We start from the raw sequence: 13,317 nt of genomic DNA, 5'->3' as shown, positions 1-13,317 counted from the left end.
GCGACCGTCCATGCACACCTTTCGGCACACGTATGAATACAGGCGGCGAGAGGAAGAGACAAGCTTGTGAGGCGATTATTGAACCCCGCCGATGCAAACAAAAAGCCGCCACAGACCGTAAGACCTGCGGCGGCTTCGCCTCAATTAATAGTTGAGCAAATACCTGAGCCTATCCCTCGATACGGCTCAAAAACTCACGCGTGCGCTGCTCGCGCGGATGGTCGATAACCTGCTCGGCGGGCCCCTCCTCGACAATACGACCGCCGTCCATAAAGACCACGCGATCGGCAACATCGCGCGCAAACTGCATTGCGTGGGTCACGATCACCATCGTCATATTCTGCGCCGCAAGGTCTTTAATGACACGCAGCACCTCGGCCGTCAGCTCGGGATCGAGTGCCGAGGTCGGCTCGTCAAAGAACAGGATCTCCGGGTCGAGCGCTAGGGCACGGGCAATACTCACGCGCTGTTGCTGACCGCCCGAAAGCTCACAAGGAACCTTGTTCTCGTTGCCCGTAAGCCCCATCTGCGCGATCAACTCGCACGCACGTGCCTCTGCCTGCTCGCGCGGGCGCTTAAGAACGCGGATCGGCGCATCGGTGATGTTTTTCATCACGGTATAGTGCGGGAACAGATTGTAGTTCTGAAACACCAGGCCAAATCGCGAGCGCGCCTGCCTGGGCACATCGCCCTTCGCATAGACCGCGCCCGAACCCGCATCCGTCGCAACGGCAAGGTCGCCAAACGAGAGCGAGCCTCCGTCGAGCGTCTCGAGCAGCGTGGCACACCGCAGCAGCGTGGACTTGCCGCCACCCGAAGGCCCGATAATCGCCACGACCTCTCCACGCTTTACCTCGAGCGAGATATCCTTGAGCACCTCATTGCCGCCAAACGCCTTACGTGCGTTTTCGATTTTCATCACTGAGTTAGTCATGATAATAGTCCAGCTTCTTTTCGGCGGCGCCCAGCAGCATCTCGACCACAAAGTTAAAGACCCAGTAAATCAGCGCCGCGATCGCAAACGGTACCATGCTCACCTGCGAGGCAACCAGGGCCTTGGCGGTCGAGAACATCTCGCCCACGCCAATGGCAAACGCCAGCGACGTGTCCTTGACCAGCGTGATGATCTCGTTGCCCATCGCCGGCAGAATACGCTTGGCGACCTGAGGCATCACGATATACAGAAACGTCTGCACGCGCGAATAGCCCAGCACCTCGGCAGCCTCGTATTGACCGCGCGGAATGGACTGCAAGCCCGAGCGATAGATCTCGGCAAAGTAACCGGCGTAGTTGATGATGAACGCCACGACGCACGCCGTCCACTTGGAATCGGGCGTGAGCGAAATGCCAAACACGTAGTACGGGGCAAAGTAGATGGCAAACATCTGCAGCATGAGCGGCGTACCGCGCATGACCGAAATGTAGATGCGCGCAATCCAGCGAAGCGGCGCGATTTTGCTCATGCGCATAAACGCCACGGGAATTCCCAGCGGAATCGACCCGAGCAGCGTCAACACAAACAGCTGCAAACTGACCAAGAACCCCTGGCCAAGCATCTGCATCATGACCTGAATAGACATTACTTGAGCACCCAATTATCGAAAGACAAACCATAGCTTGAATATTTATCGCAGAGGTCCTTGACCGTGCCGTCCTCGTAGAGCGCCTTGAGCGACTCGGCTACAGCATCGGCCGACTTGGTGTCGCCCTTCTTAAAGCCAACGGCGTAGTGCTCGCTGGACAGCGGCTCATCAAGCTGCGTATAGGCATCGGGCTTGGCGGCAAGCTGATACTGGGCAATCGAAAGATCGCACGCCACGGCATCGACCGCGCCGCTCTCGAGCTGCATAAAGGCCGTGTTGTACTCGCCGATCGTGTCGAGCGTGGCAAACGTCGCTGCCAGATCCTTCTGGTCACCCTCAAGCACGTCCTGCGCAGCGGAATCAGTCTGGGTAATCACAGTCTTGCCGGCAAGATCGTCCCAGCCCTTGATGCCCGCATCCTTCTTGACCACCAGCACCTGCTCGTTGAGCATGTACGGCTCGGAGAACGTGTAGTCGTCCTCACGGCCCTCCATGGTAAAGCCGTTCCAGATGCAGTTGATGGCGCCCGAGTTAAGCAGCGTATCCTTGGCATCCCAGTCGATGGCCTCGTATTTGACCTCCCAGCCCTGCTTATCGGCAACAGCCTTGGCAAGATCGAGATCAAAGCCGGTGTACTCGCCATCGTCGCCCACAAAGCCGTACGGAGGATAGGACTTATCAAAGCCCACCACGAGCTTCTTGGACTCCGCAGCGCCCTTCACATCCTTGGCCGCGGCAGAGCCAGCAGCGGAGCCCTTGCCGGCACCACCGCCGCAACCGACAAGACCAAGGCCAAGCACCGTAGCGAGCGAGCCGGCTAGACCAACAAACTGACGACGAGACATATCGGTGTTCATGGTATCCCCCCTTGATGGCACTTTAGTTAAGTAAAGTGATTCGTGTAACGTTCAGAATCATACACTTTAGCGTGATAGAGCACAAGGCGAGTTTGCCCGCCGCGTGAGGGGTGTGGGGGTTAAGTTTCCTGCTCTACAGTCCTGCTCACGACGGAGGCCACATTAAGTGGCCTCCTGTTCGTGCGGAACTCGCGATAAACTTAACCCCCACACCCCTCACGCGGCGGGCAACCGTCGTTGGGCTTATCACTGACACGAATAAACCGCTTGCATATCGTCTGCTGGCTTGGCACGGTACAATACTTGCAGCTTTAATTCATGAATTAGTGGAGTTATTGATGGCAGAATCTCGTGCGGAGCGTAAGGCTCGTCGTGCTTTGATCGAGGCGGCTGAGGGGTCAGAGGAGAAAAAATCTTCTAAGAAATCCAAGTCGTCTCAGGACGCGAAGGGTAAGTCGGCCAAGGGCAAGGCTAAGGCCAAGCGTCCCGGCTCTCGTCGGAACGACGATAAGGCATCTCAGACTCGCTCCAAGCGCCCGTATAAGAATCCGGTTCCGTCTGCGCGCAAGGCCGTTGATCCCAAGTCTCCTTGTTCCATCATGAAAGCTTGCGGTGGGTGTACGGCGCTCAATCGTCCTTATAAGAAGCAGTTGGCAGCCAAGCAGGCCGCCATGGAGGAGCTTTTTGCTACCCTTTGCGAGCGCGAGGGCATTAGCGTCGACCCCATTCGCGGTATGGGCGTCACCCTGGGCGACCCGGGCAAATATCCTGCGCCGCGCGGTTTTCGCCATAAGGCCGCCACTCCCTTTGCCCCCGGCAAAGAAGGCACTGTCCGGTGCGGTTTCTTTGAGCGCGGCACGCACAAGATCGTTGCCGTACCCGAATGCCCCGTCGAGGCACCGGGCGCCCGTCAGATTCTCAACGGCATCGCACGCGAAGCTGAGCGGCTGCATATTCCCGCCTTTAATGAGGACAAGCATCTTGGTTTGCTTCGCTATGCCGTCGTCCGCTGCGGTTGGCGTACCGACCAGGTCATGGTCACGCTCGTGACCGCTCAGCGCGACTTGCCGCATGCGCAGGAGTTCTTTGAGGCTGTCGCCGCACTCAATCCGCACATCGTCACCGTCGCCCAAAACATCAACGGACGTCCCGGCAACGCCATCCTCGGCGAGGAAACCCGCATTGTATATGGCGCCGAGTGCATGCGCGACCAGCTGCTCGGCTGCGAGTTCGATATCTCCCCCACCGCGTTCTACCAGACCAACCCGCAGCAGACCGAGCTGCTCTATCAGCTCGCTATCGACGGCATGGATTTGCACCAGGGCGATGTGCTCATGGATGCCTATTGCGGTAGCGGAACCATCGGCCTGTGCGCAGCTAAAGATGCCCAGAACAAGGGTATCGGCATTATGCTGCTCGGCGTTGAGCGCAACCCGGCGGGCATTGCCGACGCACGTCGCAATGCCGAGCTCAACGGCCTCACCCGCAGCGCTTGGTTTATGGCCGACGACGCCACCGACTACATCCTGGATGCCGCCGACAGCAACGAACGCGTCGACGTTCTTTCCATCGACCCGCCGCGCGCCGGCTCCACGCCCGAGTTCCTCGAAGCTGCCTGCGCACTTAAGCCGCGCCGCATCACCTATATCAGCTGCAACCCCGTGACCCAAGAGCGCGACCTGCACCAGCTCCTCGACGGAGGCTATCGCCTGCTCAAGATCACGCCCGTCGACATGTTCCCCCATACCGACCACACCGAAACCGTAGCGGTCCTCGAACGCCGCTAACCAACCTCAGTAGATTTTTGGGACAAGAAAGGGGGCGACCCGTCTGGGCCGCCCCCCCTTCGCTTGGTTTATAAATTCCGCTACATCCCATTGCGCAGATCGCACACGCCGGCTGCCGCCATCTCGCGCAGCAGCGTCTCGCGATCGCGCGTCACGATCAGATCCAGCGGGAAGTGAATCTCGTCGAGCATCTTGCGAGCGTAATCGAGCTTACCAATTGCCATGCCAATGTGCGCATCGGTCGAAACGCCAATGCCCACGCCCAGCTCGGCGCAGCGCTCGGCAATCTTGCGGCATACGGCCCAATGCTCAGTGTCGACACCGTGTTCAAGACTATGGTTGTTGATCTCGATAATCTTGTGCTTGGCCTTAGCTGCCAACAGCACCTCGTCGATATCGAACGGCACGCCCGAACGCCCCGTGTGACCCAGCATGAACACCTTGGGGTGCTCCAGGGCATTGATATACATCTCGGTCGTCTGGGTCAGCGTCGCGCCCTCAGCAATCTGCGGATTATGCACGCTTGCAACCAAATAATCCAAATTACGCGTAACCAAATCGAACAGTGAATGCTGACGGCTGTACGAATCGCCGGCGATATCGAGCGTGACAGGAGTGTCCTCGCCAAACAGGCTTCCGTCCAGCGAAACGATATCGGCCTCGGCACCACGCAGCACCAGCACGCCGCTCCAAATGCGCGGCCAGATATCCTGGTTGATAAAGAACTGGTAACTGCGCAGGTCATTGGGGCAAGCCGTAACCATAGAGCTCAAATGGTCGGCAGATCCGAGCACCTGCAGACCACGCTCTGCCGCCCAGTACACATTCTCCTCAATGGTCGAATATGCATGCGCAGAGAACATCGTATGGGTATGAATGTCACAAGAAAGCAGGTAGGGCATCAGGTCTCCTTATCTGGCACGGCCGTCGCTTATATTCATTGTACGCATAGCCTTCGATAGTCGTAAAACCGCTCCATCCCAACGACACAACGTCCATGACAACGGGGTCCGGTTTAAAACCAAACCCCGTTTCACGTAAAACATTGTAAGCAGAGCGCTTTACTTTTGACGATACTCGTCAGCCAGCTGCTTCCAGGCGGGCAGTGAGTTGACGATAGTCTCGTAGCTCACACAGTAGCCAAGGCGGAACCAGCCCGGCATGCCAAAGCTATCCGAAGGCACCGCGAGCAGTTCGTACTTCTTCGCGCGCTCGCAGAAGGCGTTCGCATCGGGCTCCAGCGCTTTCACCCATAGGTAGAACGCGCCATCCGGCTCAACATACGTGTAGCCGTACTCCGCCAATGCACCGGTAAGCGCCGTGCGGTTGCGTGCATAGGCCTCAACGTCACTCGGCTCATCGATGCAATCGATAATCACGCGCTGGAAGAGCGCCGGTTCGCACACGAAGCCCAGCGTACGGGCAGCACCCGCAACAGCCGGCATCAGACGCGCTGCCTGAGGATTCGTATTGGGAACCAGGATCCACCCCACGCGCTCGCCCGGCAGCGAAAGCGACTTGGAATACGAGTAGCACACGATGGTGTGCTCGTAGATAGAAGGCACCCAAGGCACCTCGGCGCCATAGACAATCTCGCGATACGGCTCATCCGAGATAAGCATGATCGGGTTCTCGGGATCGCGCTTGGCGTTGACCTCGCGCAAGATATTGGCCAGTCGCGTCAGCGTATCGCGCGTATACACGGCACCGGTCGGGTTGTTGGGCGAGTCGATAATGACGGCCGCCGTCTTATCGCTGATCGCCTTGAGCACGTTGTCCACGCTCAGCTGGAATGTGTCCTCGTTGGCAAGCGCCTCGACACACGTACAACCAGCCTTCTCAATCCAAACGCGATACTCCGGAAAGTACGGGGCGATAACAATAACCTCGTCGCCCGGATTCGTAACGGCATTGAGCGTACAGGTGAGCGAAGCCGCGGCGCCCACCGTCATAAAGACGTCCTTGCCCTCATAGCTCGTACCGAAGCGACGGTTGAGCGACTCAGCAACGGCGGTACGGCACTGCGGTAGGCCCGGTGCGGGAGTGTAGCCGTGCAGCTGGTCACTGGGCAGTTCAAGCGCCTTTTTGATGGACTCCGCGACGGCAGCGGGTGCCGGAACGCTCGGGTTGCCCAGCGAGAAATCGAACACGTTTTCCGCGCCGATTTGCGCCTTACGCTCAAGGCCATAGCTAAAAATCTCGCGGATGATGGAGCTTTCCGCACCGCGAGCATACATGGTTTCGTTGATCATCTGTTCCCCTTTCGCATAGGCGGTATTGTACGCTTTAGTCGGGCAAAGTGCCGCAGCAATGTTGATTGGGGACAGACTTAAATGCGTGAAAACGCTCATTTAAGTCTGTCCCCAATCAACAGATGGCCCAATATCGCTCAAAAGAAAAAGCCTCCGTAGGTTTCCCCGCGGAGGCTTTCACCACAAAGACTATTTGTCGGCGTCGGTGTCGGCACCGGCATCATCGCCGGCATCATCGGATGCGGCTTCGGCATCCTCCTGCATAGCCGCCTGCGCAAAGGCTGCGGCATCGGCCGCCAGCTCCTCCTCGCTCATACGAGGCGCGCGCTTCTTGGTCGGCATGCCAGCCGCCTTGGCATTGCGCTCCTCCTTGGCCGCCAGGATATCGCCCTCGCGCTCAAGGTAGGCATCCCACTCGTTGTCGAGCAGGGCGTTCACGGCGTCGCCTTCGACGGTCTCGCGCTCAAGCAGCACCTTGGCCATCAGATCGAGCTGATCGCGACGGGCATCCAAAATCTCGACCGCACGGCGATGGGCCTCACGCATAATGCGCTGGACCTCGATGTCGATGCGACGCGCCGTCTCCTCGGAGTAATCCTGGTGATCGGCGTAATCGCGGCCCAGGAATACCTGATGCTGCGCCTCGCCAAACACTTGCGTGCCCAGTTCCTCGCTCATGCCCAGACGCGTGACCATCTCGCGCGCCATCTTGGTCGCGCGCTCCAGATCGTTGCTCGCGCCCGACGTGATGTCGTCGCACATGAGTTCCTCGGCAACGCGACCGCCCAAGAACACGGCGAGCTCGTCGAGCATCTCGTTCTTGGTCTTGAGGAAGTGATCCTCCTGCGGAAGCTGCAGTGTGTAGCCCAGAGCCTGGCCGCGGCTGACAATCGAAATCTTATGAACCGGATCGGAGTGCTCCAAGATATGACCCACCAGGGCATGGCCGCTCTCATGGTAGGCAATCGTGGTGCGCTCGGCTTCGGTCATCACGCGACCCTTGCGTTGCGGTCCGGCAATCACGCGCTCCATCGATTCCTCGACCTCATCCATCGAGATCACGGAACGATGGCGGCGGGCAGCCAGCAGCGCAGACTCGTTGAGCAGGTTTGCCAGATCGGCGCCGGTAAAGCCAACGGTCATCTGGGCGAGCTTCTCAAACTTCACGTCCTCGTCCATCGGCTTGTTCTCGGCATGCACGCGCAAGATCTGCTCGCGGCCCTTCACATCCGGACGGTCGACCGTGACCTGACGGTCAAAACGACCGGGACGCAGCAATGCCGGATCCAGGATGTCAGGACGGTTGGTCGCAGCGATCAGAATGACCGACTCGCTCTCCTCAAAACCTTCCATCTCGACCAGCAGCTGGTTGAGCGTCTGCTCGCGCTCGTCGTGGCCGCCGCCCAGGCCGGCTCCGCGCTGACGTCCCACGGCATCGATCTCATCGATGAAGATGATCGACGGAGCCTGGGACTTGGCCTCCTTAAAGAGGTCACGTACACGGCTGGCGCCGACACCCACGAACATCTCGACAAAGTCGGAACCCGAGATGCTAAAGAACGGCACGCCCGCCTCGCCGGCTACAGCCTTGGCCAGCAGCGTTTTACCGGTGCCCGGAGGGCCCACCAGCAACACGCCACGCGGGATCTTGGCGCCCAGCTTGCGATAACGGTCCGGATCGCTCAAAAAGTCACGGATCTCCTCGAGCTCCTCGACTGCCTCGTCCACGCCGGCAACGTCTTCAAACTTGACCTTGGGGCGCGTGGCCTCGTTGGTCTTGGCGTTGGTCTTGCCAAACTGCATGTTCCTGTTGTTGGCGCCCATCATCTGGCGCATAAAGTAGAACATGATAGCGATCAGGGCGATTGTCGGAAGCACGCTCATCGCCAAGTCGCCCCAAAAATCGGGATCGTTGGTGTTGACGATGTACTTGGTATCGGGGTGCTCCGCCATAAGCTCGGCAAGCGAATCGGAGCCGACATAGGTCGAGGAGAAGCTCTTGAGCTCGCTCGTATCGCCCTTGTCCTTCTTCGTCTTCCAGTAATGACCCGTCACGCTTCCGTCTTGAACCGTATAGGTCAGATCTTCGACGCGATCCTGCTTGATGGCACTCACCATCTCGCTCGTCGCGAGCTTAACGGTATTGCTGGAATTGGCAAAGCCGGAGCCCATGTTAAAGAAGGCGTAGCCCAGGAGCGCGCAAGCCAAAATAAAATACAGCCAGCCCGTACGCGTGGGCTTCTTGCCTCCGGGCACCCCCGGGATCTTAGGCTCCCGGGGAGTCTGGGAATTGTTATCGTTACGGTCGTCGGGCATCTTACGAATAAACCTCCGGTTTCAAAATGCCCAGATACGGAAGGTTACGATAGCGCTCGGCATAGTCGAGGCCGTAGCCCACCACAAAGGCATCGGGGCAATGGGTTCCAACATACTTGGGCGTGATGGCCGAGGTACGGTCCTCAACGTCCTTCCACAGGAAGGCGGCGACCTCCAGAGAAGCGGGCTTGCGGCTCTCGAGGTTCTTCATCAGATACTTGAGCGTCAGGCCCGAGTCCAGAATGTCCTCGACGATCAGCACGTCGCGACCGCGGATGTCGATATCCAGGTCCTTAATGATACGCACGATACCCGAGGACTTCACGCCGTCACCATAGCTCGAAACAGCCATGAAATCGATGTTGGTCGGCAGCTCGATCTTGCGCATCAGGTCGCCCATAAAGACCACGGCGCCGCGCAGGACCGCAATCAGCACCAGATCCTTACCCGCGTAGTCGCGAGTAATCTGCTCGCCTAGGCGAGAGACGATACCGTCGATATCCTCCTGCGTAAACAGAACCTTCTCGATATCCGGATGTTGAGAAGCCATGACAACCCTTTCTTGTGCTTATCGCCCACACACCGCCGTATGGACGCGAACTTCACATTCTAGCAGCGCACGGGGTATATTTTCCAGCCCGTACGCCATCAGCGCGGGAATACCGTCAACGTCGCACAGAATAGCTGGCGTGGGATGCTATTCCGCATCGACCACACGAAGCAGATACGCCACGCGCGTTGCGGCCGTGCATTTAAAACGCTCGTCCGTGCGAACGCCTGCGACCCATACCACGGCACCTCCCGGAGCCGTTCTCACCACAGGAACGCCTGCGCGCTCAGAGACGGGAATACGAGCCTCGTTGAGCAGGTCGGACACCTTCTTACTTCGCCCACTCATGCCCAACGGACACATCACATCCCCCGGCACGGGACCGTCTACCCACAGACGCGCCAAACGCGCCTCGGCGGGAATCTCCCCGCGCGAGCCGGCGAGCATCCGTTCGCTATCGCGATCGGCAAAGCCCAGCGTCGCGGCATCCACCATAGCGGCCACCCCTCCGGCACCCGCGAGTTCGCGGACACGGCGCACAATATCACACCCCGGCTCAACGGCCATTGGCTCTGCCACCAGGATGCGGCCCGCCCCCAGCGGCAATCGACCGGGAATGGCGACCCAATCGGCAACTAACCCCTCGCGCGCCGCCGGGGCCTTGAATGACAGCATGCCAAACTCCACGCGCGCATCGATTCCCGCCGGCAGCGTGACCGAACCCGAGCCTTCGGCGACACAGGCGAGCACGCGCTCCACATGCCGCATCTCCGGGCGAGCGTCGGGGTCGATACGCTTAATTGCCAGTCGTACCATGCGCCGAGCAATCACCACCTCGGCCGCGGCCAGTCGGCGAGCGTCAAGGACCAGTGCACCCGCCGCCTCCTTGCGCAGGCAGCTTCGAAACGCCTGTGCGGAAAGCTGGGAAAGAAAGGCGTCTTCGTCGCCCAGAATTTCACAAGCAGCGCCAATCGTCTTACAGACGCTCGCGTTGCGCTGCGCCACCACCGGCATCACCCGATGGCGCACGTAGTTGCGCAAGTACGACACGTCCTCGTTGCTCTCGTCCTCTCGCCACGGCTGACCATGCACCTGCAGATAGCCCACGAGCTCATCATGAGTCAGGTCGAGCAAGGGACGCACCACGATATTCCTCCGGCGAGGAATGCTCGATAGACCAGCGGGCCCCGACCCCTTAATCGCGTTCATCAAAAACGTTTCCGCACGATCAGAAGACGTGTGCGCGGTGCAGATACGAGCCGCCGTTCGCGGTGCCCCCGTCTGGGCGCAGAGCTCGCGAACATACCTCCGCGCCGCGGCATAGCGCACCTCGCGGGCAGCCGCCTCGATATTGCCCGATTCATTATCAAAATAGGCATGCTCAACACACAGCGGCAAGCCATATTGTGCGCAGAGCTCACGCACGAAGGCCTCGTCGCCATCGGATGCCTCGCCGCGCAGATGATGGTTCACATGCAGCACGTGCAGCCGCTCGCGCGCGATGGGGGCTACACCACGCCCATCCAGAATATCCAGCTTTGATGTGCACGCCATAAGGAGCAAAGCCGTCGAGTCCGCACCACCTGATACCATGAGCACCACGGGGGCAGCCGTCTGCCGCGTTGCCAGGGCTTTATCATCAGCCCGCGATGCAGCATGGTGTCCATAATGCTGAGATACCGTTGGCATTTGCTTCCTCCTCTATTCGTTCGCACCCATTGTATCCTTTGGAATCTTATGTCTCGTCTGCACCTTCATATCCTTGGCAGCGGCTCAAAAGGCAACTGCGCGCTCATCGAAGGCCCCCGGAGGCTCATCATGATTGACGACGGTCTTTCTCGCCGCGAGACATTAAAGCGCATGGCAGAACTGGGGCTCTCGGCAGACAACGTCTCGGCTCTTCTCATTACTCATGAGCATAGCGATCACATCAAGGGTCTCGATGTCTGGTGCAAGCACTGGCACGGCCCCCTCTTTGCCAGCAGGGGCACACTTTCGAACAAAGAAAATCTTTCACATCTGCCTGTCGAGGAATTCGATCCCGGTGACACCCTATCCATTGCCGGCATCCACGTGCAAACCTACTCAACATCACACGATGTCATCAATCCTGTCGGCTATCGATTCAATGCTCTCGATGATTCCATCGGCTTTGCCACCGACACCGGAGAGCTATCGAGCCAAGCCATGAACACCCTCAAAGATTGTCGAGTCCTCGCGCTCGAAAGCAACCACGATGTGACCATGCTGCGCGAGGGAGAATATCCCCGCTTTCTTCAGGAGCGCATCCTATCTACAAAAGGGCATCTCTCCAACGATCAGGCAGCCGAAGCCGCACGCGAGCTTGTTACCGATCGCACCGAACAGCTCATTGCCATGCATATCAGCCAAGATAACAATCGCCCGAGCCTTACCGTCAAAAGCTATGCCAAAGCTCTAGCCGCAACCCTGGACGACGAGCTCGGCAGCTCCGCCACCCTTCTCCAAGGATCGCGAAAACTCTCGATACGCCCCGCAAGCCAGTATCGGCCAGCAACCATTCAATAGACTGTCCTAGACAGCAAAAGGGGCCGGGAATCGCTTCCCAGCCCTTTTGCTGTCTTTTAATAGTGCGGAGCACCAACGAAGTTAGTCGATGGAGATCTTCGTAACGTTCTTCTTCTCGACGATCTTGGGAACCGTAACGGTCAGGATGCCGTCAGCGTACTTAGCCGAGAGACCCTCGCTCGAAGCGTCCTTAAGATACACGCCACGCGTCGCGCTGTACGAGCTGAACTCCTTCTGCAGGAAGTTCTTACCCTCGTTCTCCTCGTCTTCCTCGACATTCACGCTAATGGACAGGCGGCCCTCGTTAAGCTCGACATCGATATCGTCCTTGGCGACGCCGGTCAGATAAGCCTTGACCTCATAACCATCGCCCTTATCCTCAACGTCAACGGGGAACGCCTTAGAGGCAATCGAGCCGTTCGCTAGGTCACTCATATCATCAAACAGATCGAACAGCGAGCTTGCAGAGGGACGAACGCCAAAAACCGAACGATAAGGAACCATGCTTGCCATGTTTACCACTCCTTTATAGGACTGCCGAGTCATCTTCCAGGTGACTGGGACTTCTTTTGACGCTCTTATATATGCCCACCCGGTGCTCATATATACATCGACTATAAAGTTTTTTGAGTCCAGTACTATAAGCATATCTAAGTGCGTATGACTCAGGTTTTAGGAAGGTTAAGGTTCTTTGAACCAGAGCTTAAATAACGAGTATGTCCACAGCTACAAATAACAAGGGGCTTACAATGAGCGCATACACGTTGTTGGTAACGAGCTAAAGGGCATCATGGACGACCAAAACCAGAACAATATGTTTATGCCGACGCAGGGGGAAGATACTTCCGCGCAGCCGCCACGGTTCCATCGCCCCCACATCTCGCAAGAGCCCATTAATGATGCAGAGCCCGAGTATGTTACGAGAAATCGATATCAAACGCTCGAGGATGCCCAGACGGGACGTAAGCATATGGGCGTAGCATCGAGCGATCCCGTATATCTGAAAGATGCACCGTTATCAAAAAACAGCGCGATCAATGACGTCCCGACGAAAACGCCCAAAACTCAACAGCAAAGAGGTCCTCGACCTAAGCAAACCTTAACGCATTCGGCTCGTTATCTCGAGACGCCAAAACAAGGGAAAACGATCTTCGTATCGTCAAGTAAACGACGCAAGCAGCATCGACTCCAATTACTGCTATTGATCATTGTGGTTATAGCAGTTGCCCTTGTGATTCGATTTATTGTCTTTAAATAAAAGCCCATTACCCATAAGCCCAACCGGGTTAAGGGTGAAATGCAACTATATTGTGAAGTCTTAACGCAAAAAAGGGGAGACCGCGAGGCCTCCCCCTTCTCAATTCAAGCGTACGGCTCGGTGCCGTCCACCGGTCAGCGGCGCCCTGGCCTCCCACGGGCTGACCC

12 protein-coding genes are annotated in these 13,317 nt (G+C 58.0%); 3 read left to right on the top strand and 9 right to left on the bottom strand.

Annotated features, from left to right (window positions below):
* Positions 1-169 precede the first annotated feature (169 nt).
* From KSY82_RS08625 to KSY82_RS08615, 3 genes are read right to left on the bottom strand one after another with little or no spacing between them, the layout of a single operon-like run.
* On the bottom strand, positions 170-934 hold the full coding sequence (locus tag KSY82_RS08625; protein WP_254881781.1) for an amino acid ABC transporter ATP-binding protein: 765 nt from the start codon (positions 932-934) through the stop codon (positions 170-172).
* A complete protein-coding gene (locus tag KSY82_RS08620; RefSeq protein WP_006235606.1) occupies positions 927-1,580 on the bottom strand; it encodes an amino acid ABC transporter permease in 654 nt (217 codons plus the stop codon). Before KSY82_RS08620 ends, KSY82_RS08625 begins: the two co-directional genes overlap by 8 nt.
* A complete protein-coding gene (locus tag KSY82_RS08615; RefSeq protein WP_006235605.1) occupies positions 1,580-2,440 on the bottom strand; it encodes a transporter substrate-binding domain-containing protein in 861 nt (286 codons plus the stop codon). Before KSY82_RS08615 ends, KSY82_RS08620 begins: the two co-directional genes overlap by 1 nt.
* A gap of 338 nt (positions 2,441-2,778) precedes the next feature.
* Here KSY82_RS08615 and rlmD point away from each other — a divergent pair, with 338 nt between their 5' ends.
* Positions 2,779-4,227: a 23S rRNA (uracil(1939)-C(5))-methyltransferase RlmD gene (gene rlmD / locus KSY82_RS08610; RefSeq protein ID WP_217750921.1), complete on the top strand. Its 1,449-nt coding sequence runs from the start codon at positions 2,779-2,781 to the stop codon at positions 4,225-4,227.
* A gap of 80 nt (positions 4,228-4,307) precedes the next feature.
* On the opposite strand, the gene KSY82_RS08605 is transcribed toward rlmD, so the two are convergent.
* The 5 genes from KSY82_RS08605 to tilS form a co-directional block, all read right to left on the bottom strand.
* A complete protein-coding gene (locus KSY82_RS08605) occupies positions 4,308-5,129 on the bottom strand; it encodes a phosphatase (protein WP_217750922.1) in 822 nt (273 codons plus the stop codon).
* Between the two features lie 159 nt (positions 5,130-5,288).
* A complete protein-coding gene (locus tag KSY82_RS08600; RefSeq protein ID WP_217750923.1) occupies positions 5,289-6,479 on the bottom strand; it encodes a pyridoxal phosphate-dependent aminotransferase in 1,191 nt (396 codons plus the stop codon).
* A 189-nt stretch (positions 6,480-6,668) separates the two neighbouring features.
* Positions 6,669-8,795: an ATP-dependent zinc metalloprotease FtsH gene (ftsH, locus tag KSY82_RS08595; protein ID WP_217750924.1), complete on the bottom strand. Its 2,127-nt coding sequence runs from the start codon at positions 8,793-8,795 to the stop codon at positions 6,669-6,671.
* A gap of 1 nt (position 8,796) precedes the next feature.
* Positions 8,797-9,345 carry a hypoxanthine phosphoribosyltransferase gene (gene hpt, locus KSY82_RS08590; protein ID WP_117774133.1) on the bottom strand — a complete coding sequence of 183 codons (549 nt, stop codon included), beginning with the start codon at positions 9,343-9,345 and terminating at the stop codon, positions 8,797-8,799.
* Positions 9,346-9,492: 147 nt separating this feature from the next.
* The gene (gene tilS, locus KSY82_RS08585) at positions 9,493-11,034 is read right to left on the bottom strand and encodes a tRNA lysidine(34) synthetase TilS (RefSeq protein ID WP_217750925.1); all 1,542 of its coding nucleotides are present in this window, start codon (positions 11,032-11,034) and stop codon (positions 9,493-9,495) included.
* Between the two features lie 48 nt (positions 11,035-11,082).
* Here tilS and KSY82_RS08580 point away from each other — a divergent pair, with 48 nt between their 5' ends.
* Entirely contained in the window at positions 11,083-11,892 is an 810-nt protein-coding gene (locus KSY82_RS08580) for an MBL fold metallo-hydrolase (RefSeq protein WP_217750926.1), read from the top strand.
* Positions 11,893-11,973: 81 nt separating this feature from the next.
* Here KSY82_RS08580 and KSY82_RS08575 read toward each other — a convergent pair whose 3' ends face one another.
* Positions 11,974-12,405, bottom strand: a complete 432-nt coding sequence (locus KSY82_RS08575) for an Hsp20/alpha crystallin family protein (RefSeq protein ID WP_195192729.1) — start codon at positions 12,403-12,405, stop codon at positions 11,974-11,976.
* 277 nt (positions 12,406-12,682) lie between these two features.
* On the opposite strand from KSY82_RS08575, the gene KSY82_RS08570 reads away from it, so the two are divergent.
* On the top strand, positions 12,683-13,150 hold the full coding sequence (locus KSY82_RS08570; RefSeq protein WP_217750927.1) for a hypothetical protein: 468 nt from the start codon (positions 12,683-12,685) through the stop codon (positions 13,148-13,150).
* Positions 13,151-13,317 lie beyond the last annotated feature (167 nt).

The organism is Collinsella aerofaciens (assembly GCF_019131995.1).
Taxonomy (GTDB): Bacteria; Actinomycetota; Coriobacteriia; order Coriobacteriales; family Coriobacteriaceae; genus Collinsella; species Collinsella aerofaciens_S.
Note: the sequence above shows the minus strand (reverse complement) of the source record. Positions and strands in the feature narration are given on the sequence as shown.

Coding starts and splice junctions, on each gene's coding strand:
- KSY82_RS08625 (WP_254881781.1), bottom strand. CDS start 934: ATGACTAACTCAGTGATGAAAATCGAAAACGCACGTAAGGCGTTTGGC.
- KSY82_RS08620 (WP_006235606.1), bottom strand. CDS start 1,580: ATGTCTATTCAGGTCATGATGCAGATGCTTGGCCAGGGGTTCTTGGTC.
- KSY82_RS08615 (WP_006235605.1), bottom strand. CDS start 2,440: ATGAACACCGATATGTCTCGTCGTCAGTTTGTTGGTCTAGCCGGCTCG.
- rlmD (WP_217750921.1), top strand. CDS start 2,779: ATGGCAGAATCTCGTGCGGAGCGTAAGGCTCGTCGTGCTTTGATCGAG.
- KSY82_RS08605 (WP_217750922.1), bottom strand. CDS start 5,129: ATGCCCTACCTGCTTTCTTGTGACATTCATACCCATACGATGTTCTCT.
- KSY82_RS08600 (WP_217750923.1), bottom strand. CDS start 6,479: ATGATCAACGAAACCATGTATGCTCGCGGTGCGGAAAGCTCCATCATC.
- ftsH (WP_217750924.1), bottom strand. CDS start 8,795: ATGCCCGACGACCGTAACGATAACAATTCCCAGACTCCCCGGGAGCCT.
- hpt (WP_117774133.1), bottom strand. CDS start 9,345: ATGGCTTCTCAACATCCGGATATCGAGAAGGTTCTGTTTACGCAGGAG.
- tilS (WP_217750925.1), bottom strand. CDS start 11,034: ATGCCAACGGTATCTCAGCATTATGGACACCATGCTGCATCGCGGGCT.
- KSY82_RS08580 (WP_217750926.1), top strand. CDS start 11,083: ATGTCTCGTCTGCACCTTCATATCCTTGGCAGCGGCTCAAAAGGCAAC.
- KSY82_RS08575 (WP_195192729.1), bottom strand. CDS start 12,405: ATGGCAAGCATGGTTCCTTATCGTTCGGTTTTTGGCGTTCGTCCCTCT.
- KSY82_RS08570 (WP_217750927.1), top strand. CDS start 12,683: ATGGACGACCAAAACCAGAACAATATGTTTATGCCGACGCAGGGGGAA.